Source organism: Pseudomonas sp. GW821-FHT09E04, assembly GCF_059416185.1.
In genome coordinates this window covers 486,506-512,576 of sequence record NZ_JBWKOR010000001.1, presented here as the reverse complement: position 1 = coordinate 512,576, position 26,071 = coordinate 486,506, and the positions used below count along the sequence as shown (strand labels likewise).

Sequence of the window (26,071 nt, the reverse complement as noted above, 5' to 3'; positions counted from 1 at the left end):
TCCTTAGCGTTGCCACTGGGCGCGTTTCAGCGACCAGACAAAGTCCAGTTTTTTGTAGCCTGCGAAGTCGGAGGCCGGCAGCGGAGTGGTCGGGTAGACGATGCCGCCACCTTGCTTGAGGGCGAAATTGAAGTAGCCCTTGTCGTTCGAGTAGGCGGCGGTGCCATGGCAGGCCAGGCAGGACGAGGTGTTCTGGAACGCCGATTCCAGCTGCGAGTTGGCCAGCACCTGAGTGACGGGCTGGTACTCGACCCCGATCAATTCGTACTTCGACAGCGTCGGGTTGCTGGCCTGGAAGCTGACGTTCACCGGTTTGGCGGCCGGGGTCGGCCCGGTGGTGTTGGTCATCGGCGTCGGTGTCGGCGCGTTGGTCACCGTGTATTTGCTGTTGTTGATGTTTTCGAAGGTGGTCCAGACCCAGTTGTCATCCAGTTTGTTGACCACGTGCAGCCCGCTCAGCGCCGCATAACCGACCTGATAGGTGCCGTCGTCCTGCTGGAAATAGGCCTGGCCAATGTAGTAACCGTCGTTGGCCAGGGTTTGGCGATAGGTCGTGTCCGAACCGATCCAGAGCCACGCCGCCTTCAACTCCCACGAGGTGGCCGGGAAGTGCAGGTCACCGGCCAGGGCTGCCTGACCGTTCATGTTGTAGACCTGACGCTGCACGATGTAGTCGAAGGTGTCCTGCCCCATCAGCAGTTGAAAACGCACCGGGTTGCCTTTCTGTGACGCGGGTACGGCACCGCCCATGTGCAGCGCCAGGCCATCGACCTGTTGCGTGGCATTGATGTTGTGGAAGGTCCGGTTCAGGTCCATCCCCAGCGTTCGGGCCTGTGTTATCACCTCGGTCGGAGGCGGCACGGGACTGGCGTAGGCGCCGGGCGCAGCGCCATCGGGCAGGTAAACCTGGTCCGAAGGCTTCATGGTTTCCCACACCCGGTTGCTGGCCTGGGTGGGGCTGAATTGGTTCAGACAGACGAACCAGTTCCAGGCCATGGTCTCGGGGTTCTTTTCGAACGCTGCTTTGGTCGTGGGGATGTCATTCCCAAACTTCAGGAACTGGCTGCAATCGAAAGGGGTGGTGTCCTGTGCCTGAGCCAAACCGGCCAGTGCACTGAGAACAGTTATAGAAATGGCTCGCCGCATGGAAGCTCCTTGGCATTGGCCGAGTGGGTGTATGAGTGCCCCAGAAAATGCTGAAGGAGCAGTTGTTTCACTGCCATTGCCGCAAGGGTTTGCGGCAATGGCAGATCGCAATTGGTGATGAGCAGCGGGCCGGTTTCCTCGCGCTCGGGCAGGCGACCGTGACTGCCACGGACCAGTCCGGTGTCCAGTGGAATCAGGTCCATGTAGTAGCGAAAGCCGAGTTTCTTCTGCAGCAGGCGCCGCGCGACTCTTAATGTCGGGAAACGAATGGCCGGGTCGATGAACAGTTCCAGCGGGTCGTAGCCCGGCTTGCGGTGGATGTCGACGGTGCGGGCAAAGTCGGGCGCCTTGCGATCATCGAACCAGTAGTAGTAATCGAACCAGTAACCGGCTGCGGCCACGGCCACCAGCTCGCCGCTGCGCGGGTGATCCAGCTGAAACGCCCGCTGTTCGGCTTTATCCAGCACCTGCTCGATACCGGGCTGGCGCTGCAACAGCGCTTTGACGCGGGGTATGTCCTGGGCCCGTTTCACGTAGACATGGGCGATCTGATGATCGGCCACGGCAAACGCCGCACTGGCGCCGGGGTCGAGCAATTCCCAGGTCAGCGATTGGCGCACCTCCAGCAAACCTTCCGAACGCAACAGGCGGTTGATCGAAACCGATTGATTGACCGCTTCGATCCCGTATTCCGACAGCAGCATCACCGCCGCGCCCTGTTCCTCGGCGAAGGTCAGTAGACGACCGACTTCCTGGTCGATGGCCCGAACCTCGTCGGCAATCGACGGATGATCGGGCCCGACACGCTGAAGGCTGTAATCGAGGTGCGGCAGGTAGATCAATTGCAGGTCGGGCTGATCAATCTGAAATTCGGCGATGGCGCAATCGACGATCCAGCGGCTCGATGCAATGCCCGCCGCCGGGCCCCAGAAACCCGGAAAGGGAAACTCGCCAATCTGCCGTTCGATCGTTTCGTGCAACGAAGCCGGTGACGAATACAGACCGAACATCTTGCGGCCATCGGCCGGGTAGTGAGGGCGCGGGGTGATGGCGGCATCCACGTCCGCGTACATGTTGAACCACCAGAACAACTGGCTGCAGCGGAACCCTGGCAGCTCGCGCTTGAGCGTCTCCCAGACCTTTTCACCCTGGATCAGCGCGTTGGGTTGCAGCCAGAAACGCACTTCGGCCTGATCGCGAAAATACCAGCCATTGCCGACGATGCCGTGTTCGGACGGCGGACGCCCGGTAAGGATCGAAGCCTGCACCGACGATGTGACGGCCGGAAACACCGGTTGCAGGCTGGCCATTTTGGCGGTTTTAAGCAGGGCATTGATGTGCGGCGTCGCGTCACCCAGCAGCGATGGCGTCAGCCCGACCACATTGATCAGCAGCAGCGGTTGACGTGCATGATCAGAGCGCATCGGCGTACGCCTCCTGCGCTTGTGGTTGCAGCAATTGCCGTTGCCGCAACTGGTCCTCGACCCATTTCAGCTCTGCGGCGATTCCCTGAAGCTGGGCGGACTCGGTCGTCGGCCGCAGTTGCGCGGGCAGGACGCCCCAACTGTAGGTTTCCACTTCCAGCACCGGCCTGAAATCCTCATAGCTGGCGAGAAAATCGAAGGTCTGCGACAGGGCGATCTGGCTGCCGCTCAGCTCGGGCAACAACAGCTGTTCGCTGAACAACGGGATGTGGAAATGAATCCTCAGCTCGGGGTATCGCTGCGGGTGTTTGGCGCATTCGACGAGGGCCGCGGGCAGATCCGCCCAGGCCTGCAGCTGACCCAGTGCATCGCGCGCCTTCACTTGATGCAGGTAGGTGGTTTCGCAGAAGTCGCTCAAGGTCTTGAGGACCTGTTCGCGGCGCTTGTCGTCATCGCAAGGCAGACGACAGATCAAGGCATTGGACAACTGGATCTTGCCAATGGGCACCCGCGCCTGACGCAGCTTTTCCAGCGACTGATAGCAGTCTTCGAACATCACCGCCTGATGGCAGACGTCAAAACACAGCGCCAGGTAGGCATGGTTCGGGTCCGTGGTTTGCCAGCGGCGGAAGAAGGCGATGGCCTGGGCAGTGGTTTCCAGCACGCAGTCCGGTTCCATTTCCAGGCAGAACACGATCTTCTTGCCGGTTTCCCGATGCAGCTGGGCCAGTGAAGCCGTGAGTTCGCGAAGTTGATACTCGGCCCGTTGTTGCAGCGTTGGATTCCAGGTGGCGGCATAGCCCAGCGGCACGCTGGAAATCACGCCCTGATGACAATCGGGCGGCAAGGCCTGCGCGAGGATGTGCGCCAGATTGAGGCTGTACGCCAGGCGTTTCGGCTCGGCCCAGCTCGGCAGGTAGACCTCGGCTTTCACTGCACGGTCATGAAACTGACCGTAGGGAAACCCGTTCAGCGATGTCAGCCGTAGCCCGCTGTGTTGCAGCAGGCTGAGGAACGCCGAACGCGCCGACTTCTGTTGCAGCTTGGACTCGGCGAGGGCACTGATCCACAGCCCGCTGTCCTGCGCCGGCAGCCCGCGCAGGGTCCGCACGCCCTGAAAGTGCTGCTCGATCGAAGACTGCAACCCGGCCAGGTCGCGGGTCGGGTGCACATTGCTGCAATAGCCGATCTGCCCGGGCGTCCAGCCCATGCCGGCATTCATTTGATCACCGGTTCCTGGCCCCGCAGGGCGGAGTTTTCCTGCCACTGCCGGCGCTGATCGATGGGCAGCGGGGTGCTGATCAGGGTTTTGTCCAGTTGACCGCTCTGGGCGAAAAAATCCACCGGGTTGTGGAACAGCACTTGCTCGACCTGCGCCTCGCTGAAGCCGGCCGCCAACATCGCCTGACCGGTTTTCGGCACTTTGAGCGGGTCGCTGATGCCCCAGTCGGCGGCGCTGTTGACCACCATTTTTTCGGTGCCGTACTGCTGGAGCAGGGCGACCATGCGCTGTTCCGACATTTTGGTGTTGGGGTAGATCGAGTGACCGCGCCAGCAGTCACTGTCCAGCACCAACGGCAGGGTCAGTTCGTTGAGGTGGTCGATGATCACCAGGTTCTCATTGATCCCCACCTCGCGAATCACCGCCAGGGTGCGTTTGGTGCCGCCGATCTTGTCGCGGTGCGGCGTGTGCACCAGCACCGGCAGGTTGAACTGTCTGGCCAGTTCCAGTTGCGCGGCGAGAAAGCGGTCTTCCTCGGGCGTGATGTCGTCGTAGCCGATTTCGCCAACCGCGACGACGCCGTCCTTCACCAGATACCGCGGCAGAATCTCCAGCACCTCATTGGCCACCGACAAGTCATTGGCCTCCTTGGGATTGAGGCCGATGGTGCAGAAGTGATGGATGCCGAACATGCTGGCGCGAAAGCGCTCCCAGCCCAACAGGGTGTCGAAGTAATCGATGAAACTGCCGACACTGGTCCGGGCCTGGCCCTGCCAGAACGCGGGCTCGATCACCCCGGTGATGCCGGCGGCGGCCATGTTCTGGTAGTCGTCGGTGGTGCGGCTGACCATATGAATATGCGGGTCGAAGTACTTGGGCATGGTGAATCCTCGTCAAGGGAAAGGAATCGTTGGGCATCAGTTCAGATGGCTGCGCCATTCCGGCGGCAGGCGCTGCTGTTGGTTCAGGTCGGCCAGTCGCTGGTGTTGCGCCTGGCTGAGCTGGTCGAAGGCAATCGCCAGGGGCAATCCGGCGGACACGGTTCGATCAGCGGCGAGCTGTTCTTCCAGCAGGTCGAGGGCCAATTGATTGAGGGTGACGCTGCGTCGCTGTGGCAGATCGATCAGGCGTCGGACATCGAGCCCCATGCCCAGCGCTTTCAGCACCAGTTGGTGGAAGGCCCGTTCCGGGTAATGACGCGACGGGTAAAGGGTGTCGAGGGCGAGGGCGGCAAACACCTGGCTGTTGCTGGTACGTCCGGCCTGCAACGCCAGTTCGACGCACACCCCGTGACTGTCGAGCCAGTCGAAGGCTTTGAGGGTGGCGATCTTTTCCTGATCGTCGCCCCAGAGAAAAAGCTGGCGCAGCAGGGACAATTGTCCGCCCTCAGAGGACAGTTCAAGGACCTGCGCCAGCAACAACGCGCGAGCCAGTTGGATCAGGCTCCAGTGGCTGTCGGGCAGTGCACGGTCACGCAGATGCCGCTTGCACTGGCCGCTCAAGAGCGCCGCAGTATTGGCGTCCGGCTGCCGGGCCAGTTGCGCCTGTGCCTGACGCCACCAGTGCAGCTCGGTGTCATCGAGTTGCCGGGTCAAGACCTGAAGGTGTTCGGCGAGGCAATCGTGGCGCATGCCGAGGGCCGCCGTTGGCGGCGCAGTGACGTCCATGTTCATGTCGGTTTGATCCAGCGCTGAAAGTGTGGGAGCAGGAAAAACACCAGGACACACAGCAGGCTGCCCAACGGCTGGTTGGCCACGGCCATCACCAACGCGTCGAACAGTGGCAGCGCTGCCAGGCCGGCGCCGATAAAAGCGCGGACCTTTCGATGCTGCGGGTTGGCCAAGTTTCGCCAGTAGTGCCAGCCCAGCCAGCCGAGCCAGAGCAGCAGCACCGGCCAGAACCACAGGTTGTCGGAGTAGATCGCCAACGCGAGCGGGCTCAGCATCAGGATCAGGGGCAAGCGACTGAGCAACTCATTGTTGTGCTCATTGCGGGCCAGGTAGGTCAGCCCGCTGATATAAACGCCCAGCAACATCGCACAGAGCCAGATCGGCTCCGGTGGCACCGCCAGACTGGCCGCCGCCGTGAGGTACAGCGCCGAGCGGCAGGCGCCCATCAACCACACGCTGTGGGCGTATTTTTTGTGCAGCACGTTGTAGCCGATGATGCAGCCCACCAAGAGGGTGACGCTGGCCAGCAACCAATGCGGCTGATCAATCAATTGGCTCAGGCCCAGCACCGAGGCGGCCGCCAGTGTCAGCAACAACACGGTGGCGAGGCGCACTTGCTGGCGGCTCACCAGACCCAGGGTGATGGGCCGGGGATTGTGGTGTTGCTGGTCCCAGTCAGCGTCCAGCAGATCGTTGAGCAACATGCCGGCCAGATACAGCAGCGACAGGGTGAACAGCAGCAGAATCCACACCAGCCACGAGGGCGGCGCCAGGGCACCGGCGCTGCTGGCCAACAGGGCGGCGGCCAGGGTGTTGGTCCACACCGTGGGCAGGTTGGAGACACGGCCAAGCGTCAACCAGGTTTTGAGGCTTTGCGGGGTCTGGCTCATTTCGCAAAGCCCTCGCTCAGGTCGAGCGCCGGAGCGTTGCGGGCGGACAACTTCTGCAGCGCCTGTTCCATTTGCGCGTCGTCGATTTCATGCAGGTCCACCGACTGGCCGATTCCGCTGAGCATCGGGATCGAGAGTTGTCCGCCGAGGTGTTGGCGGAACTCCTCCAGCCCGAGCAACACTGGTGAGCGACCTTGCGCATCTTTCAGGGTCAGTTCCGGCGGGCACAGGTTGAAACCGAGCTTGGTCAACAGACTCATCACCCGCTCACTGTCGACATCGCTCAACAGCCCGAGGGCATTGGCGTAGAGCCCGTCGAGGGCCATGCCCACCGCGACCGCTTCGCCATGGCGCAACCGGTGATGGCTGAGGTTTTCCAGTTTGTGCGCGGCCCAGTGCCCGTAATCCAGAGGCCGCCCGTTGCCGCGCTCAAAGGGATCGCCGGCGCCGGTGATGTGCGCCAGGTGCAGTTCGGCGCAGCGGCGAATCGCATAACGGCTGGCCGGGTGATCGAAGCGGGCGAGGGCGTCGGCCTGTTGCTCCATCCATTCGAAGAACGCCTGGTCCTTGATCAGCGCGACTTTTACCGCCTCGGCCAGCCCGGCGATCTGGTCGCGGCGGGTCAGGCTGGTCAACAACTGGAAGTCATTGATCACGGCCGTGGCAGGGTAGAAGGCCCCGAGCAGATTTTTCTGGCCGAAGGCATTGATGCCGTTTTTCACCCCGATGCCGGCGTCGTTCTGGGCCAGAACGGTGCTTGGCACGCGGATCAGCCGGATGCCACGGTGGAAGGTAGCGCAGGCGTAGCCCACGGAATCCAGTACTGCACCGCCGCCAAGGGCCAGGACATAACAATGCCGGTCCAGTCCATGTTTCAGCATGTCAGTGTAGAGCTGCTGCAACACCTGTGAATCCTTGCTCAGCTCCCCGGCTGGAACGGCAATCGGCGGCGCCTGCAAATGCAGGTCCGACGCATGGGCGGCAAAGTAACTATCGATCTGTTCCAGCAGTTGCGGAGCGCTTTTCAGCAGTTGTTCATCGGCGAAAACCATCACCGTCACCCGGCCGTTTTGCCGGGCGGTGAGTTGTTGATGCAGACACGGGTTGAGCGGATCGAACAGGTGATCAGTGAACACCACCGGGTAGTCGTAACTGACCTCGAAACGCCCGTGCAGTGCTTGCTCGGCGCCGCGTTTGCGCAAGGTCTTGAACAGGCTGTAGCCGGCGATGAAAAGCCCCGGCAACACCATGCTGGCGAGGATGGTCACCAGCAGCGCGTTCTCTTCGACGAGGAACGTGCCGATGGCGCTGTAGGCCAGTGCCAGACCGGCGTTGGCCAGGGTAGTCACCAGCAGAAACGCCCGTAGCGGATAGCGTTGCATGCCGGCCGCCACCACAGAGGTTTCAGCCAATACCGGCACGCCGCGCAGGCAGATCAACGACAGCGTACCCAGCCGATACGCCAGTTGCCCAGGCTTGCGCTGATGCAGGCCGAGACGACTGGACAGCATCCGGAAATAACCAGCCCCCAATGCATAACCCAACCCGGCACCCAGACACAGGCCAATGAAAATCACCAGATAACCGCCGACACTGCCCAGCATGGCCACGGCCAGAAGCGCGACCACGCTGGAAGGCACGGGCAGCACAACGTCCAGCGCCAACAGGGCGATCAGCAAAAGCGCCAGGTTGAGTTGCTGGGTGGGGGAAGACGGAAGGTACAGGTCGAGATGAGTGAGGAAGTCCTGGATCTGCTGTTCGAACAACACGAAGCTGGCGATCACAAGACCCGCAAAGCAAAACAGTGACAGCCAAAAATGTTCGGCTGGCGCCTTTTTCGAGAGCGCACGATACCAACGGCTGTGCTTCATCAAGCATCCCTCTTGAATTGTTATGACTGAGTTCCGTTCAGCAACTAAAGCAGAGTCTGAATTATTTCAGGGGAATGAAATCTCCGGCCAGGTAGGCTGTTTTTATTGTTCAGTTGATCGTGCCTTTGAAGATATTCATGAACCTAGACGGTTGTTGTGGTTTTGCAAGTCGATTGAGAAAGGGGCTTTTTCAGGAGGTGTTTAGTGGGTGTGGGAGTTTCGGGAGCTGGCGGTTGTTTACTGAGAAAATATCTAATGCATTCAGGGTGATGAGTGAGTTTGTTGCAGTCGCTTAAATGCTGTTTATTCAGCGTAATGAGAAGAGTTTTCAACGGGATTAATTAGCAAGCTATTGAGATGGTGGCGATGTGGCATTATTTTTTGTTATTTGAGTTATTGCCGCTGGCTATAAGAACTTACGTTGATTGATTCGTTGGGTGAATGGGTGCGTGTCAGGGCTTTTAAGTTTTGACGAATGATTGAATGAAAGTTGCGGTACGAACAACCGATTCATTCAAACATTCGGCATCCCCATTCAGACCAGCCAAGCCTGACGATTGCGCTATGCATCGCCCAGACCAGACTCGCTATTCAAGAGGCCAACAGTTCAAGCCATTGCTGTGCCGCGATCGACAGTTGCGCGTTCTTGCGCCAGATGGCGACGAGTTGCCACTCCAGTTCCGCGCATTCGAGCGGGACGATTTCCACACCGGGCGGGATGTGGTGTTGCGCCAATAGTCGGGGCAATACCAGCAGGCCTGCGTTCGCGGCCACCAATGACAAGCAAAAAGCCAGGTTGTCGCTTTTGGCTGCCTGTAGACGACTGACGTCCACAGCAGGGCAGCAGAGCTTGATGCGGTGATTGAGAATCGAGGCACCCTGCAACTGCACCCAAGGGTGATGCGCCAAATCCGGCAGTGTCAGTCGATGGCGGTTGGCGAGTGGGTGGCGAGGTGGCAGGACGACAACCAGTGGTTCCTCACAAATCGGCAGCCAGGCCAGGTCGTTTCCGTCGGGTCGCAGACTGATCGCCAGTTCTATCTCGCCCTTGCGAACGGCCTCTTCCAGAGCCTGGCCTCCTTGCTCACGCAATTGCAGTTCCACTTGGGGAAAGCGCCGCCGAAATTCGGTCAACACGGCCGCTACTTGATCGGTACTGCCCAAGGGTGGCAGCCCCAGCTGAAGGACACCGGTGACGAGGCTGTTGAGCAAGTTCACGTCCGTCAGCATTTGCTTGCTGCGGCTCAGCAATCCCTTGGCGTGGTGGAAGACCACTTCGCCCGACGGGGTCAAGCGTGACGGCACGCCCGGACGGCTGCGAACCAATAGCGTCGCGCCCAGTTCCTCTTCGAGTAATTGAACGGCTTTGCTCAGTGCCGACTGGGTGACGTGAAGGGTGCGGGATGCCTTCGAGAAACTTCCATGCTCTGTCACTTCCACGAAATAGCGCAAGTTCTTCAGGTCCATCTTGTATTCCATTTCCGCATACGGTTCAGAAAAATTGTTCGCTCACTCCGGCTGGAGAAATGCTTCTACCATCGCCCCCGAAAAACGTCCGGATACAAGGACGGGGAACATTAAATCAGAAGTGGAGGCCAGCCTTGTTCGGAGATCGTATTTGGCGTCTGCGTCGATTCAAAAGGTCCTTCCTTTAACGCTGTTTTCGCGAGGAGCTCACGTCATGAGTACCGCAGTCAATGAAACCCGCCGTCTGACCGTACCCGACATCAGGGCTTGTAAGGGCAAACGCAAGATCGTGTCGTTGACCGCGCACAATCGATCGCTTGCTGAGATCGTTGACGAATTTGTCGACGTTATCCTGATGGGGGATTCGACCGCGATGGTTGCCTACGGGCAGCCCAACACGCTGGATTTCACACTGGATCAGACGATTCAGCACAGTCGTGCGGTGGTGCGTGCCACACAGCGCGCGTGCGTGGTGGCTGATCTGCCATTCGCCTCTTATCAGGAGTCACCGGCTCAGGCTTTTCGCAGTGCCGCGCGGTTGATGATGGAGGCCAATATTGCTGCCGTGAAGCTGGAAGGCAGTGCGGTCATGGCGCCCACTGTGCAGTTTCTGGTGGAGCGGGGCATTCCCGTGATGGCGCATATCGGGTTGATGCCCCAGTTCGTCAACACCATGGGTGGCTTCAAGGCCCAGGGCATGGACGAACGATCGGCAGACGCTATCCGTGAGGCCGCCCTGGCGATGGAAGCGGCCGGTGCGTTTTGCATTGTGCTGGAGGGCGTAGCAGAGCCGCTGGCCCGCGAGTTGACCGAAGCCTTGCGCGTGCCAACCATCGGAATCGGCGCCTCGCCTGCGTGCGATGGCCAGGTGCTGGTGATCGAAGATATCTTGGGGCTGGGGGGAGAGTTCATACCGCGTTTCGCTAAACGTTATGCCGATGTGCATGCGGTGATCCGCGATGCGGTGGGGCAGTACGCATCGGATGTGCGTGAGGGCAGTTTCCCTGAGCTTTCGCACTGCTTTGGCGTGAAGCGCTGATTGGCACTGCGCAATGTCTCATTTCACTCGCCTGCTGCGTTGGCAGGCGAGTGGGTGCCGACCGAAGTGTTTTCAAGAGGTGTTACTCAGCTACCGTTCTGCACCTTTCCGGGTCTCGCAATGAGCCATTAGGTAGCAAATCTCCAGTGTCGCACCGGCAGATCTGATCGCTGTGCGCGCTGCTATTTTTCCTTAATTCATTCGAATCAATCGCTTGGCGGGAAGATGCAGGTTTTGGCATGCATTCTGCTTTTATGTATCCGTGGATAATTGGATACAAAAAGACAAAAGGTGCCGCCATGCAATTCGCTCCCGCCTACGACCAGCGCCAACCGATGACCGCCGAGGAGGAGGCCTACAACTTTCTTCTGGAAGGCATCTGCGGCGGCCGTTATCGCAAAGGCGACCGGCTGATCGCCGAGGACATTGCCAGTGAAATCGGCATGAGCCGGATGCCCGTGCGTGAAGCCTTTCGCCGTCTCGATGCTCAGGGGCTGGTGACGCTCAGGCCCAATCGCGGCGCGATTGTCAGCGGTCTGGATGTCGAGGAAATGCACGAAGTCTTCGAGATGCGCAGCGCCCTTGAGGGACTGGCGATTCGAGTCGCGGTGCCGAAGATCAGTGAACGTCAGTTGACTGCCCTGGAACGCCTGCTCGATGAAATGGATGACTACCGCGACGAGAGTGCGGCCTGGGTCAGTCGCCACCGCAAGTTCCATGAGTACCTGTGCAGCCTCAGCGGACGACCTCGTCTGGTGAAACAGATCAGCGCGCTCTACTCGCTGATCGAAGCTCCCATGCGTCTTTGGCTGCAGCACGTTGAAAAGCCACTGAGTGCACGCCAGGAACACGTGGTGATCCTCGACGCAATTCGTGCCGGTGATGCCGCGAAGGCAGAGGCCGTGGTGCGCGAGCACATCGAAGGCACGGTCCCTGAGCTCATCAAGTTTCTGCAATCGGAACGATAACCACAGAGCGGGCACCGAGCCCGCCGATGTTTTGACTTTGAGAACTGCCCCGTTACTAACCGAACTGGAGTGTCTGGTCATGCATACGTCTCGCCTGCTGTTGGCTGCAATTTCCCTGGGGCTCTGTACGCAGTGGGCGGTTGCCGCACCCACTGTGCCGGAGCGCTTGCTCAAGGTCGACAAACTCACCTATTGCTCGGGCATGGACTCGCCGCCCCTGGTGTCCTTCGATGAGGCGCAAAAGCCCAAAGGCCTGACCGTCGACCTGGGTCTGGAAGTCGCCAAACGTCTGGGAGACAAGAAGGTTGAGTGGCGGGTGATCCCGTTTTCCGGCTTGCTGCCGGCCTTGCTGGCCAAACAGTGCGACATGATCGTCGATCAGTTGTTCGACAAACCCGAGCGCCGCGAGGTGATCGACATCGTCAACTACATGTATTCCAGTCAGGCAGTGGTGGTGCCCAAGGGCAATCCGAAGGGGCTCAAAGCGCTGCCCGATCTCAGCGGGCACAAGATCGCGGTGCTCAACGGTTCGACCATCAAGACCTTGCTCGATACCGAGAATGAAAGCCTGGCCAAGGCCGGCAAGCCACCGATGAAACTGGTGGTCTACAACACCGACACCGATGCATTCCAGGCGCTGCGCATCAGTCAGGTCGATGCTTACGGCACCACGGTGGAAACCGCCGGGTATTACGCCGCCATGGCACCGGACCTGTTCGAGGAAGGCGTTCCAGCCTTCAGCCGGATCCTCACCGGTCTGGGTATTCGCAAGGACGATCCGCAACTGAGTGCCGCGGTGCAGCAAGTGATCACCGACATGCGCAGCGATGGCAGCTACGGCCAGCTCCTGAGTAAGTGGCACGTCTCCAGCGACACTCTTGATTGAGGTAGGCGTTGATGAACTTCAATTGGGATGTGTTCTGGCAGTACCTGTTGCAGCCCAGCGGGGTCTACCTCACCGGGCTCTGGCTGACGTGCCTGATCAGTGTGCTGGCCATGTTGCTGGGGTGTGTCCTGGGATTGGCGGCGGCGTTGCTGCGATTGTCGAAGAACCCTTTGCTGCATTTGCCGGTGCGTTTTTATGTGTGGCTGATGCGCGGGACGCCCTTGCTGGTGCAGATCGTCTTCCTCTATACGGCGTTGGCGGCGGGCGGGATTTTCCGCTTTGAAGACATTGAACTGTTCGGGCTGATGATCCCCGGCAACATCCAGGCCGCGATCATTGCGTTGGGCCTTAACGAAGGCGCGTACATGGCCGAGATCATTCGCGCCGGTATCGGTGCCGTCGACAAGGGGCAGTACGAGGCGGGGCGCTCCCTGGGCATGACCTTCGCCAAGTTGATGCGCCGTATCGTCTTGCCGCAGGCGTTTCGGGTCATCGTGCCGCCGCTGGGTAACGAGTTCAACGTGATGCTTAAAAACACCACGCTGGTCAGTGTGATCGGTGTTCAGGAGTTGCTGCTCAGCACGCAGATGGTGACTTCGGCAACCTTTCGAGTGTTCGAGTTGTACCTCGTGGTGGCGATCTATTTCCTGTTGCTCACGACGCTGTGGGGGTTCTTCCAGCGCTGGCTGGAGACACGTTTCGGCCAGTCGGATCGGCCTTCGTCGCCGCCGCCGGCATCCAGTCGGATGTTCGGTCGCAGCACGCTGAAACTGCTGAGGGGACGTTAATCATGGCGCACCAAAGTGACGAACTGATCATCGAAGCGCTGAACATTCACAAGTCGTTCGGCAACCTCGAGATTCTCAAAGGGATTTCCCTGCAAGTCCGGCGCGGTGAAGTGGTGGTGCTGATCGGCGCCTCGGGGTCCGGTAAAACCACGTTTATCCGCTGCATCAATTTGCTGGAAGACATTCAGTCCGGGCAAATTCGGGTCAACGGCCAGTCCATGGGCTATCGCACGAAGGCCGATGGCAGCCTGGTGCGGGATTCGGAGCGCAACATCGCCCGTCAGCGGCGGGACATCGGCATGGTGTTTCAACGCTTCAATCTCTTCCCGCACATGACCGCGCTGGAAAACATCATCGAAGCACCGATTCAGGTGTTGGGTGTGCCGCGCAAAGCGGCGGAGGAACAAGCGCGGGCACTGCTCAAACGTGTCGGGCTGGCGGAGAAGGCCAACCATTACCCCTCGATGCTTTCCGGTGGCCAACAACAGCGGGTGGCGATAGCCCGGGCCTTGGCGATGAAACCGCAGGCGATGCTGTTCGACGAGCCCACCAGTGCCCTGGACCCGGAAACCGTCGGCGAGGTTCTGCAGGTGATGAAGGAACTGGCGGAGGAGGGCATGACGATGGTGGTGGTCACCCATGAAATGGGTTTTGCCCGAGAGGTCGCCGACCGAGTAGTGGTGCTCGATCAGGGTGAACTGATCGAACAGGGACCGCCGGAACAGATATTCAGTCGCCCCTCTCATCCCCGTACCCAAGCCTTTCTCAGCCGCGTGCTGTGAGACTCACAAGGATAATGACGATGCGTTTATCGAGCGTGTTTGCGGCCCTGTGCTGCGCTGCCGTGGTGCCCATGATCCAGGCCGCCGACGCGGTGGTGAAGGTCTACAACTGGTCCGACTATATTGGTCCCGACACCCTGAAGAACTTCGAAAAAGACAGTGCCATCAAGGTTCAGTACGACATCTTCGACACCAATGAAATGCTCGAGGCCAAGTTGCTTTCCGGACACTCGGGGTATGACGTGGTGGTGCCGTCCAGCCAATTCCTGTCGAAACAGATCCGGGCTGGTGCCTATCAACCGCTGCAACGGTCGTTGCTGGGTAACTGGAAGCACCTCGACCCGCGTTTGATGCAGCGTCTGGAAGCGGCCGATCCGGGCAACCGCTATGCCGTGCCTTATATGTGGGGCACCGTGGGCATCGGCTACAACGAGGAGAAGGTGCGCGCGGTGCTGGGCAAGGACGTGCCGCTGGACTCTTGGTCGATGGTGTTCGATCCGCAAAATCTTTCCAGACTTAAAAGCTGCGGCGTGGCCTTTCTCGATGCGCCGGTGAAGATCATTCCTCAAGCGATGCTTTATCTCGGGCTCGACCCCAACAGTGTCAAACCGGACGACTACAAGCAGGCGTCGAAACTGCTGATGACCTTGCGGCCCTCGGTGACTTACTTCAACTCATCGAAGTACACCGCCGACCTGGCCAACGGCGACATTTGCGTGGCGATCGGTTATTCCGGCGATGTGATGCAGGCCCAGACCCGGGCTCGCGAGGCCGGGAAAAACATCGATATCCGCTACCTGATTCCCAAGGAAGGCGTGAACCTGTGGTTCGACATGCTGGCGATTCCCAAGGATGCCGGCAACGTGGCCAACGCCCATGCCGTGATCAACTACTTGCTGCGGCCCGAGGTCATTGCGTCGGTCAGTGACTATGTGGGGTATGCGAATCCGAACAAGGACGCCACGCCCTTGATGGATCCCAAGGTCAGCGGCAACCCGGGAATCTACCCGGGTGACGAGGTGATCAGTCACACCTTTGTCTCTGCGGATCTGCCGGAAAACATCCAGCGCCTGATGACCCGCGAATGGAACCGGATCAAGTCCGGCCAATGAATCCTTGTTTTGAAGAGTCTTTGCCATGCTGAAATTTTCTGCTCACGAGTATCCGTATCCGTCGCAACGCCAGAGTGTTTTTGCCCGTCGTGGCATGGTGGCGGCGTCCCAGCCTTTAGCCGCCCAGGCCGGCATCGAGATGATGCAAAAGGGTGGCAATGCGATCGACGCCGCCATCGCAACCGCAGCAGCGCTGACCGTAGTCGAGCCTACAGGTTGTGGTCTTGGCGGCGATGCTTTTGCTCTGGTCTGGTTCAAGGATCAGTTGCATGGGCTCAACGCCAACGGCCATGCACCGGCTGCTTTGAGCATCGAAGCGGTCAAGGCGGCCGGCCATGAACAGATGCCGCTGTATGGCTGGACGCCGGTGACGGTGCCCGGTTGCCCTTCGGCCTGGGCCGAACTTTCGCAACGCTTTGGCGTGCTGCCGTTCGCGGATTTGTTGCAGCCGGCCATCAGCCTGGCACGGGATGGTTTTCCGCTGTCGCCCGTGGTTGCCCATCAGTGGCAAGTCGCTTTGGATGAGTTCAGTCCCCATCGCGACGAGGTGCTGGACGCCTGGTTCGATACTTTCCTGATTGAGGGGAGGGCGCCGAGGGCAGGGGAGCTGTTTCGCAATCCAGCGCAAGCGCGGACGCTTGAAGAGTTGGCGCAGAGCCGTTGCGAGAGTTTGTATCGCGGCGCTTTGGCCCAACGACTGGATGCGCATTCGCGCGCTACTGGCGGGTATCTGCGAGCTACGGATCTGGCACATTACCGTGCGCAATGGGTGGAGCCGATCCATGTCAATTATCGTGGTGTGGATGTCTGGGAAATCCCGCCAAGCGGCCAGGGTCTGATTGCGCTGATGGCGCTGAAGATTCTCGAGGGTTTCGACTTTGATCACCGTGACAGCCAGCAGACCTGGCATCGTCAGCTGGAGGCCATGAAACTGGCGTACAGCGATGGTTTGCACTACATCACCGATCCATTGCATATGCGCGTGGCGGTGGCAGATTTATTGAGTGATGGCTACAGCGCTCGGCGCCGTGGGCAGATCGGTGAGAAGGCTCAGCCACCCAAGCCAGGTGATCCTCATGTCAGCGGTACTGTGTATCTGGCCACGGCCGATGGGCAAGGCAACATGGTGTCGTTCATCCAGAGCAATTACCACGGCTTTGGTTCGGGTGTGGTGCTGCCTGACAGCGGCATTGCGCTGCAGAACAGAGGGCAAGAATTCAGCCTTGATCCGGAACATGCCAACTGTCTGGCGCCGGGCAAGAAGACGTTCCATACGATTATTCCGGGCTTCCTGACCAAGGATGGCCAGGCGCTTGGGCCGTTCGGTGTGATGGGCGGCTATATGCAGCCTCAGGGGCATGTGCAGATGGTCATGAACCTGGTGGATTTCGGATTGAACCCGCAGTCGGCGCTGGACGCTCCACGCTGGCAATGGCTGGGAGGGATGAAGGTCGGGATCGAGCAGGGGGCTTCGAGGGATTTGGCCAATGCGCTGGCGCGACGGGGACATGAGGTACAGATCGCCTCTGACCTTACGGATTACGGCAGAGGGCAGATTATTATTCGTGATCCGGTCAGTGGTGTGCTTTGTGGTGGGACTGAGCCCAGGGCGGATTCGCATATTGCGGTTTGGTAAGCACAAGCTAACGAAGAAGACGCTAAATGAGGCTAACATCTTCGAATGTGTCGACATATTAGGTTAACTACACTAAATGAGCCTTTAGTTGAGCTATGCGAAAATCTACTGTGAAATCAATGGAGAAGGCTATGTTGAAACGCCAGGCGAGCGCAAAAGACGTCATTGCAGCCCTGAAACTTGAATCTCATATTGAGGGTGGCTATTTCCGCAGGACATTTCAGGCCGACCATCGAGAAATGCTCGAAACCGAAGGCGGTTCACGTTATTTGATGACGTCCATTTATTACCTGTTGACCGAAGAATCGCCCGTGGGCCAGTTTCATTTCAATCAGTCAGACATCCTGCATTATTTCCATCTGGGCGACGCCATCGAGTACAGCCTGATTCATCCTGACGGTTCGCTACAGACATTGGTGATGGGCAGCGACATATTGGCAGGACAATATCTGCAATTGCACGTACCAGGCGGAATCTGGAAAGCCTCCAGACTATTGAATGGCGAGAATGGATTTGGCTTGATCAGCGAAGCGGTTTCGCCAGGATTTGATTTCGCGGATATGGAAATGGGGAATCGGCGGAAGCTTACGGCGCAGTATCCGCAGCATCGAGCGCTGATTGAAAAGCTGACTCGTGACGAGGATTGAGAGCAGCACATTCCAAATAGAGCGATCGCCAGGCATCAAAGGCAAGGTGCTTTGAGGAGCCATGGTGGAGATTGAAATCGGGTGTGCAACCGGGCTGATCTCGTAACATCTTGTTACGTGTAATGTATATTATGTTAAATGATGTGTCTGGGAGGAACTTTACCAGGCCCGCCTTATGTGGCTCCTGACAAAAAAGCTATGCAGTCCGGAGCAGAATTTATCATTTTTGACATGTCCGCTCTAATAATGCCCTTGAGTACTTTTTGCGACGTTTGCACCTTCATCCGAAAGCTTTTTGGGAACATACCCTTCCAAACTCGGATTCAAGGGCAATCAGTTATTTACTCACAAACGTAAAATCGTTCTTGCAATTACCAAAGCTATTCTGCCCACTTTTCGTTTTTATGGGGGCTCCTGGCGTCTGCCCCCATTCGTACAGTACATACATGCCGGTAACCAGTTTACCCTTGCAATTGAGATGGACAGCCCCGTTAAGCTCAGGAAGCTTCTGCTGCACTCTTTGCTCAAACTCCGAGCGTGTCATTTCGACATCAGGCGTTATATCGAGGCTTTCGACGATGTGCCGGGTTTCACTCAACGACCAGTCGAAATACTCTACAACGTTCATTGGGGAGCATGTGCCATGCTTGGCCCACTCATGTCGTTCGAGACATTTTTCAGTTCCAGCCATGAAATCCTTATTGGCCTTCCAGGTTTCGGACGCGATCAGCTTAGGCAATTCTGGAAACTTGCAGAATTTGCCGTCCTTAACTTTCTGCTCCTCACACTCGCCAGGACTGCAACCTCCCTCCGGGAAATTTTTTTCATAATTAGGCCAAAGTCCGTGGAGTTGTACCAGTGATTCCTTTGGAAGCTGCTTGCAACTGGGATCCTCTTGATCTGCCGACCGACAAAAAGCAGCAGGAACCGTTAGCTCAAGGCGATAAAGTTTTTTCTTTGCGGGATCCACCTTGCACGACGGCTCGGCAGTAGCAAGTACTGGAGTGAGCGAAACGAGAGTAATCGCCAGAATCCTGCGCTTATACATGCTTTCATCCTTCCGCCAATGACATGTTTACGATCCGTTTTAATGTCTACTTTGGAACGAATTCAACGGTATTCAGATCGACCTGGATTATGATTTGGTTATTGACCTGCTCTAGCACATTGCTCAGTTTGCTTTTTAGACGGCCTCCATGGGCATCCTCGACATAAAAACTGTCGTTCTCATTGGTCTTCGCCATCAAGAAGTCATCCAGATCACTTCCTGGCTTGAGTTCGCCACCTGCCCATTTCAGCGCATCAACGCACCGCCGGAAAATTTTTGGATAAATTAACGTCCCGTGCTCCGGCAGAAGGTCATCCAGGGTGCTGATTGTGAACTGACTGGTGCCGTCGGCCTCCCAGATGCCGCGTTTATCGGCCCTTGCGTTTTTATAAGTGGCGATCAGGTGAGACTTGATCTCCGCCGAGAGTCCTCCCGAATAGAGCCCCAGATATGCCAGTCCAGTTTCGACCGCGTGGTGGTTGTAGCTGCTCATCAAAAGATCATTTGTGAGCTTGATTTCGCTCCCATCCTGCAGACCTGTTTCGCGTAATACAAAAGCAACTGGCCTAGAATGAGCTTCAAATCCATCGGTCAGGATCTCGGCGGGCGTCTCCCACTCAAAACCCGCCGGAGCCACTTCCCAATGCCACGCCTCTGGATTTACCCCTAACCATCGCAACAGGCCGTCACGACATTGCACGCCATAGGGTTGCGCGGCGCCTCCATAGTGAAGCTCAGGCGTATCGATGGCCTGAAACCGTAGCTGATAGCTAGCCAAACCATCGCTACCTTTGGGTTTGGTATAGCGTGGCAGGGATTCGAACAGCGACATGTCATCCGCAATGAAGCGCATGCTATCGCCATCTGGCGACTGACGCTCCCTCACAATTAAACGGCCCTTGATCAGTTTGTAGAAACCAAGTGACATAGCAAACTCCCTGCCTGCGAAATTAAGGCATTCATGCGTGGATTGCGTGAACTTGGCTCAGTTCACGCGAGATTCTGGAAGTCCGCTGCAACTAACTCTCGACAAGACGCAATGTCTAGCGGCCAGAATGCTGCTGGTTTTTTATATCCTCTTAGCCGCCTATTGTTGAATAGGCAGCACTACTCTCATCTCTCGCTTGAGCCAGTTGACTCCCCATAAAAATACACAGCAATACGAGTTCCGCCGCAATACTCCAACAACAGTGAAGACTTAACCCTGCCATCCGGCAAGAAGCTAATGATCACATTTTGAAATAAATGCAATTAGAAAACGAGATTGTGGCTCTGTAAAAATTATACAAATCAAGAAATGACGTCGAAACATTGCAACCAGCACGCTACCTAACTTGAAGACTCGGGGGGAGTGGCCATCGGTAATCCACAAAAAAGGTAGTGTACGGCACTCCCCCCTGTGTTGTGTTTACGTAGGCGAGCAGACGGCCATACCCATCTAATGCATCTGATGCAAAGCGAAGGAATAGGTGGAAGGATTCGTTGGTTGCGCCCTGCCCCACCAGGTCGTTCCGGAGCTCCTGCTCTAGCGCTGCCTGAGCTTGTGCCCCCCACTTCGCGAGGAATGTCCTGTGAGCTTGCCGTCATTTTCCTTGATCGCCCTTGCTATCATGACCTCCCTTTTGGGTGCTTGAGTATTCACCGTGAACCACACCGAGCATCCACTCCAGCCGCCCGGCTAACCAAGAAAAGTCCTGATCGATGTCCTCGCGTTGCTGCAACTCACGGGCGGCAGCGATAAGTTCATCAATGCGTTCGCTGACGAGTCGCAGTGCGTCATCTGCGTCATGCGGTAGCGGGACATGCCTCTGCATCGCAAAAGATGCGCCGGCAGTATGCGTGCCGTCGCCAGAGGGCATCCGTGCCAAGGCTTCCCCCAGCGGCTTGAGGATCACGGGCATGGCGCCGATACTAGCGCGAGCGAACCCACGTGTTTGCGGCTGTCCTGGTGAGCCTGGCCCAAATACCCAGCCAAGAATCCGAATGGTCAACACGTAGATGTTGTTGAATAGGGTCATTGCCTGACGTGCCGCAGGATGCGTGATCAAGTTTGCGCCCGCACGCTCCCGTGTAGTTGGATTCTGAAGCGTCGGGTATGCGGGCTGGAAGTGCGGGTTCGCGCCCAGCATCCGGTTAAGTTCGATGCGCATTTCATGGAAGATCCCGAAGTGGGAGTCCTCGCGGTCGTCATGGATGCCCTCCCCCTGGAATTGAACTCGTCGAATTGCTTCTAGTGCGCTTCGCTTGTCATACACGGCCACGAGGTCCGGGAAGTCAGCCAGATCGGGGCCAATTTGCAGGTCCGGATTACCGATGAATAAGTCCGCCTCGGGCATTGCCTCTATGCCATGCGCAATCAACTCGTAAAGCTCTCCCACACTGCGGAAGGCCAGGTCCTGTTCAGTTGGAGAATGTTCCCAGTGGATAAAGCCGGGGCGCAGCGTCGACTCGACAGGTGCTTCCCACTGTAGGAAGCGTTCAACGGTCTCGAGGCAGAACGACTGCAGGGTCAGCGCAGCAGGCAGGGGCCAATAACTCTTAGGTTGCGGAAAGACTGGGTGCATGAAATAGGGTGTTCCGCCGATCGCGGCCAAAAGGTTCCATGCCTGCGCCAGATGCAGCATTTCTTGCGAGGCTACAAAATAGATCTGACCAGCCCAATACTGTGTGATTTGCTGTTCGCGCCATCTGGGCCTGTCCTCCGTTTCCTTCTTCAAGGAGAAGGCGGCGTACAGGTAGGCACACGCGAGCGAATGCTCAATCTCGCAAGCCTCTGACAGCAAACTCAAGAGCTCGTTTCGGCTGGTGGGCATCATCTGCCTTCCGGGAGTTCAGTGGCGATTACAGCGGCAAGACGCAGGGCCAGAGCTGCTGCTGTGAGGGTCGGGTTGGCGGTGCCTGCCGTTGGGAACACGCTAGCGCCGACCACGAACAAGTTCTCGTAGCCATGCACGCGACAGTCCGCGTCGACGACTGACGCAGCCGCATCGGTGCCCATGCGGCAGGTTCCAATTACGTGGCCTGATCCACCGTATGCCGCTGGGTCAGCAGATGCTTCCACATTGGTGATGCCTGCGCGCTCATAGATGGCTCGAATCAGCGAGCGTGCATGCACGAAGGAGCCAAGCGTGTATGTATCCACGCTATAGTTCAGGCGCACTTCAGGCATTCCCAGCGCGTCGTAGCTCTGAGGGATGAGCTCAACGTAGTTGCCAGCACTGGGTAGTTGTTCCGATGCCCAACTGATTCGAACCATGCGCGGTGCAACGTCCGCGATTCGCTCACGCAAGGCAGTACCGAACAGTCCCTCGTCCATCCATTTCTGCACGGTTGCTTCCGGTGTCCTGAAGCGTCCATGCCCGTCATTTCCTAAAGACATCTTCCAGGCCGCATGGTCGCCACGCCAAGGGCCATCGCGCCAATCGTCGATGCCCGAAGTCACCGGCGGTCCGCGATAGCCGTACAACGGTTCGTCTGCGATACCCACCATTTCGCCCGTAGGGTGGTCCATCAAGTTGTGGCCGACCACAGCAGGGTCACCAATTCCAGAGACCAGCAGCAGACGAGCCGATTCGATCGAGTGAGCAGCGATTACGTACTTACGGGCACGCAGAGTGGAACGCTGAACCTCGCCCGTTTCTGTCCAGGCGGCGAGTTCGATCCCATCGATGCTTCCGTTAGCAACTACCACCTTCGTGGCCACGGTGCGATCGAGCAGCTCAGCGCCTTGTGTGAGTGCTAAATTAACATGCACAGTGGCATCGTACTTGGCCTGGATCGGACATAGCGGGATGCAAATCGAGTTGCCGGCGCAAGGTGGCCGGCCTTGGTAGGGGCGAGAATTGCGGGCCTGTGGGGTCGTACGGACGCGCAACGTAGCGCCTTCAAATTCGAGGCCGTTTACCTTCGCGGCAATAACCTTATCAAGGTACGAAGGCCAGATCTGCGTCATGGGAAACGGGGTGCTGCGCCATGCGCTGTGTACACCGCTCCAGGCGTCGTGATCGCCGGAAACTCCAAGCGCCTCTTCTGCTCGCGCGTACCACGCCTCCAGATCGTCGTAGCTGATTGGCCAGTCCACTGCGACGCCGAAGGCCGAACGCATCCGGAAATCATTTGGGATCAGTCGCGGCGTGCTGCCCTGCCAGTGCCAGGTGCTGCCCCCAACACGTCGAAGGTACGTGCTCTTGAAGCTCTTCGGTGTCGCCACATATTTGTAGTCGCCGGAGCCGTCAGGAGAGAACGCGAACTTGTCCGCCTGTGACTGGCGGTACGGAGAAGACAGGGTCTTGACCGGTGCAGCAGCCCATTGCCCCAGTGCATCCTCTCGTAAAACAGATGGTCCAGCTTCAACCAGGAGCACCTTATGGCCCTGGAGCGATAGCTGCCATGCCAAGAGTGCCCCTGCAACCCCGGCCCCAACAATAAGGACATCCACGTCGGCTTCGCTCACGCTTCCCCCGGATATGACCAATGACCGAAGTAGCCTCCTGGCAAGCCTGGGGGGTGGGCTTTCGCGAGACGCCAGAACGAACCGGAGAACCACAAAGCTGTGAGTGTGTCGGGCCCAACATCGGCGCTTGCCTGCGGCTTACCATCGCGAAAGCACTGGCCGAAACACCATGACAGCACAATGTCCCGGCACACCTGCTGAGACGCCGGGTCCGTCCATAGTCGCTGCTTGATCCATTGCTGTGGATCTGCATCGGCTGGTGCCTCGGCCCATGTGCGCAGCACCTGCTCAACCAAAGCTTTGCGCCCTTCAGATATCCCCATCAACACCGTCTCACACAGTCGCTCGTCTAGTTGTGGGTCATCCATAAGCGCCTGGGACAAAGCCGAGAACGTTGCGTGCAGGAACGGCATGGAACCACCTCCATGGTCTACTATGCCTCCCCCACGGAGGCGTACTACGTGGCGAGCAAATAAGACGATAGGAGCCCTATGACTACTCCGCAAGTTTTTGCACGGGGTTGAAACTCAGCGTGAAACATTCCAGCTACGCCTTATGTTTACGGGACCCTGGCGCTGGCGACCGACAAGGAGTTTGTCACCCCCTGACTGCACAAGCGCCTGGTGCCGCTGTTTTTGGCCAGCGGACTGGTCAAGGATGTGGACGGGAATTTGCAGGTGCAGCCGCAAGCCGCTGCCTGATGGTCTTCCAACGAGGCGCAAGACCGCGACGGATTGCGCCCGTCATCTGAGAAAACGCTGGACCGTTAGTACTTGCGCGCTCATAGGCGATCAGAACGGCACCGCCCAGCATGACCGGCAAATGGGCGTAAGGCAGGCAAAGCGGAATCAACATCAGTGCCCAGCACGTCGTGACGCACCAGAACCCGTGTGTTACGCCAAAGCACAACGGATCGACCAGCGCAGCCATGCCAAAAACGGAGAGCCTGGGCTGTTGATGGCAACGCGCAAGACAGCGTGAACGCATGACGCTCAATTGCCAGATAAGCCACCCAACCACCGCCATGGCCCCGGCCACAAGCTCTGAATCCGTGAGCGAAACCAGCAGCAGTGCGATGACAAAAAGCAGCGCACAGGCCGCCAGCCACACACACAAATAGCCCAGCAGGAACAGCACGATGGCTCGCCAGCGATGGCGCGACAGCGAGCGAAACCACAGGTGCAGCGCAGGCCCCGCCAAGGCGGGCGTCATCATCGCCACCAACATCAAGGTCATGCCAGCCGCAAACGCGGCGAGGTCCAGGGTCGAGTAATAAAAATGCAGATAGCTCAGGCTCTCGGCGAACACCGGGCCGGGATTGGAACGGCACAGAAGCATCAGTTCGGCGTGGACGTTGTCACTGAGGGCAATGACGCTGAACGCGACGAGGCTGATACTCCATAACGTGCAAGCAAGCGGGTCAAGGCCTGCTTCTCGAAGCCGTGCCGACACGGACATCGTCAGGTCGACTGACGATAGATGCTGACCCGTTTGATCGATATCCCGCGCGCGTCATTGACCGGCACGATCAATACCGGCAAGGCATTCAGATTGGCCTCGCCTGTCAGATGAAGCCGGTCAATCGTATCGGTGATCTCGATCACCTTGCTCAGGCCCGATCCGCCATGGGGCTTGGCAATGTTGGTCGACTCGCTGATACCGAACAACGACACAACGCCTGCTCGGTTCTCCGGGTGATCAGCGGCAACGGCGCCTTCGGCCAAACCGACATATACATCGAAAATGGCCGCGTCGTTTTCCCCCGTGATGTTCTCCAGATTGAGAAATACGCGATCAGGTTCCGGGCTCGCGCGCAGCGCGAACGTGGACAGTTTGAAGCTGTCGGTGAGCTTGCGGACGGTGGGTTTATCGGTCCTCACAACGGTGGCCGAGGGATCGCTCCCCAGGGTAATCGCCTTGCTGTTTGCACCGAGCAGTTCAACCGTGGGCTTTTTGGGCATGGTTTCGACCTCCAGACCGTCAGTGATGCCGGGGACGTCCATGAGCGTTTTCAACAATACCAACCGAAGGTTCAGGCGCTGCTGACCACTCAGCGGATCGGAAATGTCCTCATACAAATAGTTGAGCCCGGGCGCCTTCGTGTCCAGCATATCTTTTGGGGCAAATTCCTTTCGACTGCCATCAGCTTGTGGCATCACAAAGCGCCGCTTGCCGCTCGGCCCATCGAGCCATGACTTGAGCACCGGGTTCCTGAAGTTCGAATTTCGGTTGAGCCACACCTCCCATAGCCGATCAATGTTGGCGTGATGCAGCCAGAAAATCGGATCGAGCCCGGCTGTAATTGGCATAGACATCAAGCCCAGGTTATGCCAGTCCCGGGGGTCCGTTCCGGTGAGGTAACCGCCAACAAGACCATGCACCGGATCATGTGGTCCCTGTTCAAGCAAGCCTTCATTCGGGCGCTCTGCGTTGTGCTGGAACGGTGTACGCACACCGCCGAACCCGGGAGAGCCATTTCGAACTCCTTCGAAATCGGGATCGCTCAAGGCCGCCTTCAGATCGACATCCTCCTTTCGGATGACCACCACGCCATCCCCACGGCCAAAACGCCGAGGCTCAAACAGTGGGTTGTCGCCACCATCGGGCCAGGAATTCGTCGCGAAGGCTTGCGGCAGCAGTCGCGGATTGGCGACCGCCGTGTCGTTGTAATTCCAATAGGGCAATGCCCAGTCGTCCGGTGCCCCCGGCAACGTGTGTATCGCGGCTCGCACAATCGATTCGTAAGCCGACAGATAACCCCGGTGCCACGGAAAGAAATACCAATTATGGTGCTGGCACTGATTCCGATCCTGATCGAGGTATACCGACGTGTCCGGTTCATGCTCATCCGGTGCCAACCACCCGAACTGGCGCCAGACCACCTCTTCAATGCCATGAATCGCCGCCATGTATTTCCAACTGGTGATGTCATCAAACGGGCGCGACTTCAGCACCTTGACTCCGCGGGCATACCACAGTAGTTCTGGAGCCCACGGTTGTTGCAGGCTCCAGACATTGCGTC

At 58.2% G+C, this 26,071-nt stretch carries 23 protein-coding genes; 8 read left to right on the top strand and 15 right to left on the bottom strand.

Translation table 11 applies throughout. The features are described from left to right. Window positions 1–3 precede the first annotated feature (3 nt). From AC07N4_RS02340 to AC07N4_RS02305, 8 genes are all read right to left on the bottom strand, one after another. Window positions 4–1,146, bottom strand: coding sequence for a hypothetical protein (locus AC07N4_RS02340; RefSeq protein WP_493064857.1), 1,143 nt, complete (start codon window positions 1,144–1,146; stop codon window positions 4–6). After that, entirely contained in the window at window positions 1,125–2,570 is a 1,446-nt protein-coding gene (locus AC07N4_RS02335; protein WP_493064856.1) for an alkaline phosphatase family protein, read from the bottom strand. The genes AC07N4_RS02340 and AC07N4_RS02335 overlap by 22 nt, the downstream gene beginning before the upstream one ends. After that, entirely contained in the window at window positions 2,560–3,792 is a 1,233-nt protein-coding gene (eboE, locus tag AC07N4_RS02330; protein ID WP_102620007.1) for a metabolite traffic protein EboE, read from the bottom strand. The genes AC07N4_RS02335 and eboE overlap by 11 nt, the downstream gene beginning before the upstream one ends. Further along, window positions 3,789–4,673 (bottom strand): TatD family hydrolase, encoded by an 885-nt coding sequence (locus AC07N4_RS02325; RefSeq protein ID WP_096821431.1) that lies wholly within the window; start codon window positions 4,671–4,673, stop codon window positions 3,789–3,791. Before AC07N4_RS02325 ends, eboE begins: the two co-directional genes overlap by 4 nt. Window positions 4,674–4,709: 36 nt before the next feature. Further along, the gene (locus tag AC07N4_RS02320; RefSeq protein ID WP_493064855.1) at window positions 4,710–5,465 is read right to left on the bottom strand and encodes an EboA domain-containing protein; all 756 of its coding nucleotides are present in this window, start codon (window positions 5,463–5,465) and stop codon (window positions 4,710–4,712) included. Beyond that, window positions 5,462–6,352 carry a UbiA family prenyltransferase gene (locus AC07N4_RS02315; RefSeq protein WP_273541249.1) on the bottom strand — a complete coding sequence of 297 codons (891 nt, stop codon included), beginning with the start codon at window positions 6,350–6,352 and terminating at the stop codon, window positions 5,462–5,464. Before AC07N4_RS02315 ends, AC07N4_RS02320 begins: the two co-directional genes overlap by 4 nt. Further along, window positions 6,349–8,223: a 3-dehydroquinate synthase gene (locus tag AC07N4_RS02310; RefSeq protein WP_493064854.1), complete on the bottom strand. Its 1,875-nt coding sequence runs from the start codon at window positions 8,221–8,223 to the stop codon at window positions 6,349–6,351. Before AC07N4_RS02310 ends, AC07N4_RS02315 begins: the two co-directional genes overlap by 4 nt. A gap of 591 nt (window positions 8,224–8,814) precedes the next feature. Next, complete coding sequence (locus AC07N4_RS02305) at window positions 8,815–9,690, bottom strand: LysR family transcriptional regulator (protein ID WP_493064853.1); 876 nt, start codon at window positions 9,688–9,690, stop codon at window positions 8,815–8,817. A gap of 214 nt (window positions 9,691–9,904) precedes the next feature. Here AC07N4_RS02305 and panB point away from each other — a divergent pair, with 214 nt between their 5' ends. The 8 genes from panB to AC07N4_RS02265 all read left to right on the top strand — a co-directional run bounded on the left by panB (window position 9,905) and on the right by AC07N4_RS02265 (window position 17,548). After that, window positions 9,905–10,729 (top strand): 3-methyl-2-oxobutanoate hydroxymethyltransferase, encoded by an 825-nt coding sequence (gene panB / locus AC07N4_RS02300; RefSeq protein ID WP_493064852.1) that lies wholly within the window; start codon window positions 9,905–9,907, stop codon window positions 10,727–10,729. Window positions 10,730–11,028: 299 nt separating this feature from the next. Continuing rightward, window positions 11,029–11,697, top strand: coding sequence for a GntR family transcriptional regulator (locus tag AC07N4_RS02295; RefSeq protein ID WP_096821385.1), 669 nt, complete (start codon window positions 11,029–11,031; stop codon window positions 11,695–11,697). Window positions 11,698–11,776: 79 nt separating this feature from the next. Beyond that, a complete protein-coding gene (locus AC07N4_RS02290) occupies window positions 11,777–12,583 on the top strand; it encodes an ABC transporter substrate-binding protein (protein WP_493064851.1) in 807 nt (268 codons plus the stop codon). Window positions 12,584–12,594: 11 nt separating this feature from the next. Continuing rightward, window positions 12,595–13,371, top strand: a complete 777-nt coding sequence (locus AC07N4_RS02285; RefSeq protein ID WP_085730925.1) for an amino acid ABC transporter permease — start codon at window positions 12,595–12,597, stop codon at window positions 13,369–13,371. A 2-nt stretch (window positions 13,372–13,373) separates the two neighbouring features. Further along, a complete protein-coding gene (locus AC07N4_RS02280) occupies window positions 13,374–14,153 on the top strand; it encodes an amino acid ABC transporter ATP-binding protein (RefSeq protein ID WP_192557998.1) in 780 nt (259 codons plus the stop codon). Window positions 14,154–14,173: 20 nt separating this feature from the next. Continuing rightward, window positions 14,174–15,265: a polyamine ABC transporter substrate-binding protein gene (locus tag AC07N4_RS02275; RefSeq protein ID WP_493064850.1), complete on the top strand. Its 1,092-nt coding sequence runs from the start codon at window positions 14,174–14,176 to the stop codon at window positions 15,263–15,265. 25 nt (window positions 15,266–15,290) lie between these two features. Then, the gene (locus tag AC07N4_RS02270) at window positions 15,291–16,901 is read left to right on the top strand and encodes a gamma-glutamyltransferase family protein (protein WP_493064849.1); all 1,611 of its coding nucleotides are present in this window, start codon (window positions 15,291–15,293) and stop codon (window positions 16,899–16,901) included. Between the two features lie 131 nt (window positions 16,902–17,032). Next, window positions 17,033–17,548, top strand: a complete 516-nt coding sequence (locus AC07N4_RS02265; protein ID WP_102619997.1) for a cupin domain-containing protein — start codon at window positions 17,033–17,035, stop codon at window positions 17,546–17,548. A 337-nt stretch (window positions 17,549–17,885) separates the two neighbouring features. Here the strand turns inward: AC07N4_RS02265 and AC07N4_RS02260 are convergent, their stop codons facing one another. The 7 genes from AC07N4_RS02260 to AC07N4_RS02230 form a co-directional block, all read right to left on the bottom strand. Further along, the gene (locus AC07N4_RS02260) at window positions 17,886–18,596 is read right to left on the bottom strand and encodes a ribonuclease T2 family protein (RefSeq protein WP_102619884.1); all 711 of its coding nucleotides are present in this window, start codon (window positions 18,594–18,596) and stop codon (window positions 17,886–17,888) included. Window positions 18,597–18,642: 46 nt separating this feature from the next. Then, on the bottom strand, window positions 18,643–19,524 hold the full coding sequence (locus AC07N4_RS02255) for a hypothetical protein (RefSeq protein ID WP_102619883.1): 882 nt from the start codon (window positions 19,522–19,524) through the stop codon (window positions 18,643–18,645). A gap of 655 nt (window positions 19,525–20,179) precedes the next feature. Continuing rightward, on the bottom strand, window positions 20,180–21,412 hold the full coding sequence (locus AC07N4_RS02250) for a ferritin-like domain-containing protein (protein WP_493064848.1): 1,233 nt from the start codon (window positions 21,410–21,412) through the stop codon (window positions 20,180–20,182). Further along, window positions 21,409–23,049 (bottom strand): GMC family oxidoreductase, encoded by a 1,641-nt coding sequence (locus AC07N4_RS02245; protein WP_493064847.1) that lies wholly within the window; start codon window positions 23,047–23,049, stop codon window positions 21,409–21,411. The genes AC07N4_RS02250 and AC07N4_RS02245 overlap by 4 nt, the downstream gene beginning before the upstream one ends. Next, the gene (locus AC07N4_RS02240; protein ID WP_102619880.1) at window positions 23,046–23,462 is read right to left on the bottom strand and encodes a TetR family transcriptional regulator C-terminal domain-containing protein; all 417 of its coding nucleotides are present in this window, start codon (window positions 23,460–23,462) and stop codon (window positions 23,046–23,048) included. The genes AC07N4_RS02245 and AC07N4_RS02240 overlap by 4 nt, the downstream gene beginning before the upstream one ends. Window positions 23,463–23,700: 238 nt before the next feature. After that, on the bottom strand, window positions 23,701–24,507 hold the full coding sequence (locus tag AC07N4_RS02235) for a copper chaperone (protein WP_493064846.1): 807 nt from the start codon (window positions 24,505–24,507) through the stop codon (window positions 23,701–23,703). 2 nt (window positions 24,508–24,509) lie between these two features. Further along, a complete protein-coding gene (locus tag AC07N4_RS02230) occupies window positions 24,510–26,003 on the bottom strand; it encodes a tyrosinase family protein (RefSeq protein WP_102619878.1) in 1,494 nt (497 codons plus the stop codon). Window positions 26,004–26,071 lie beyond the last annotated feature (68 nt).

Bases quoted from the DNA above. Each gene is read 5' to 3' on its own strand.
- AC07N4_RS02340 (WP_493064857.1), bottom strand. From the start codon at position 1,146: ATGCGGCGAGCCATTTCTATAACTGTTCTCAGTGCACTGGCCGGTTTG.
- AC07N4_RS02335 (WP_493064856.1), bottom strand. From the start codon at position 2,570: ATGCGCTCTGATCATGCACGTCAACCGCTGCTGCTGATCAATGTGGTC.
- eboE (WP_102620007.1), bottom strand. From the start codon at position 3,792: ATGAATGCCGGCATGGGCTGGACGCCCGGGCAGATCGGCTATTGCAGC.
- AC07N4_RS02325 (WP_096821431.1), bottom strand. From the start codon at position 4,673: ATGCCCAAGTACTTCGACCCGCATATTCATATGGTCAGCCGCACCACC.
- AC07N4_RS02320 (WP_493064855.1), bottom strand. From the start codon at position 5,465: ATGAACATGGACGTCACTGCGCCGCCAACGGCGGCCCTCGGCATGCGC.
- AC07N4_RS02315 (WP_273541249.1), bottom strand. From the start codon at position 6,352: ATGAGCCAGACCCCGCAAAGCCTCAAAACCTGGTTGACGCTTGGCCGT.
- AC07N4_RS02310 (WP_493064854.1), bottom strand. From the start codon at position 8,223: ATGAAGCACAGCCGTTGGTATCGTGCGCTCTCGAAAAAGGCGCCAGCC.
- AC07N4_RS02305 (WP_493064853.1), bottom strand. From the start codon at position 9,690: ATGGACCTGAAGAACTTGCGCTATTTCGTGGAAGTGACAGAGCATGGA.
- panB (WP_493064852.1), top strand. From the start codon at position 9,905: ATGAGTACCGCAGTCAATGAAACCCGCCGTCTGACCGTACCCGACATC.
- AC07N4_RS02295 (WP_096821385.1), top strand. From the start codon at position 11,029: ATGCAATTCGCTCCCGCCTACGACCAGCGCCAACCGATGACCGCCGAG.
- AC07N4_RS02290 (WP_493064851.1), top strand. From the start codon at position 11,777: ATGCATACGTCTCGCCTGCTGTTGGCTGCAATTTCCCTGGGGCTCTGT.
- AC07N4_RS02285 (WP_085730925.1), top strand. From the start codon at position 12,595: ATGAACTTCAATTGGGATGTGTTCTGGCAGTACCTGTTGCAGCCCAGC.
- AC07N4_RS02280 (WP_192557998.1), top strand. From the start codon at position 13,374: ATGGCGCACCAAAGTGACGAACTGATCATCGAAGCGCTGAACATTCAC.
- AC07N4_RS02275 (WP_493064850.1), top strand. From the start codon at position 14,174: ATGCGTTTATCGAGCGTGTTTGCGGCCCTGTGCTGCGCTGCCGTGGTG.
- AC07N4_RS02270 (WP_493064849.1), top strand. From the start codon at position 15,291: ATGCTGAAATTTTCTGCTCACGAGTATCCGTATCCGTCGCAACGCCAG.
- AC07N4_RS02265 (WP_102619997.1), top strand. From the start codon at position 17,033: ATGTTGAAACGCCAGGCGAGCGCAAAAGACGTCATTGCAGCCCTGAAA.
- AC07N4_RS02260 (WP_102619884.1), bottom strand. From the start codon at position 18,596: ATGTATAAGCGCAGGATTCTGGCGATTACTCTCGTTTCGCTCACTCCA.
- AC07N4_RS02255 (WP_102619883.1), bottom strand. From the start codon at position 19,524: ATGTCACTTGGTTTCTACAAACTGATCAAGGGCCGTTTAATTGTGAGG.
- AC07N4_RS02250 (WP_493064848.1), bottom strand. From the start codon at position 21,412: ATGATGCCCACCAGCCGAAACGAGCTCTTGAGTTTGCTGTCAGAGGCT.
- AC07N4_RS02240 (WP_102619880.1), bottom strand. From the start codon at position 23,462: ATGCCGTTCCTGCACGCAACGTTCTCGGCTTTGTCCCAGGCGCTTATG.
- AC07N4_RS02235 (WP_493064846.1), bottom strand. From the start codon at position 24,507: ATGTCCGTGTCGGCACGGCTTCGAGAAGCAGGCCTTGACCCGCTTGCT.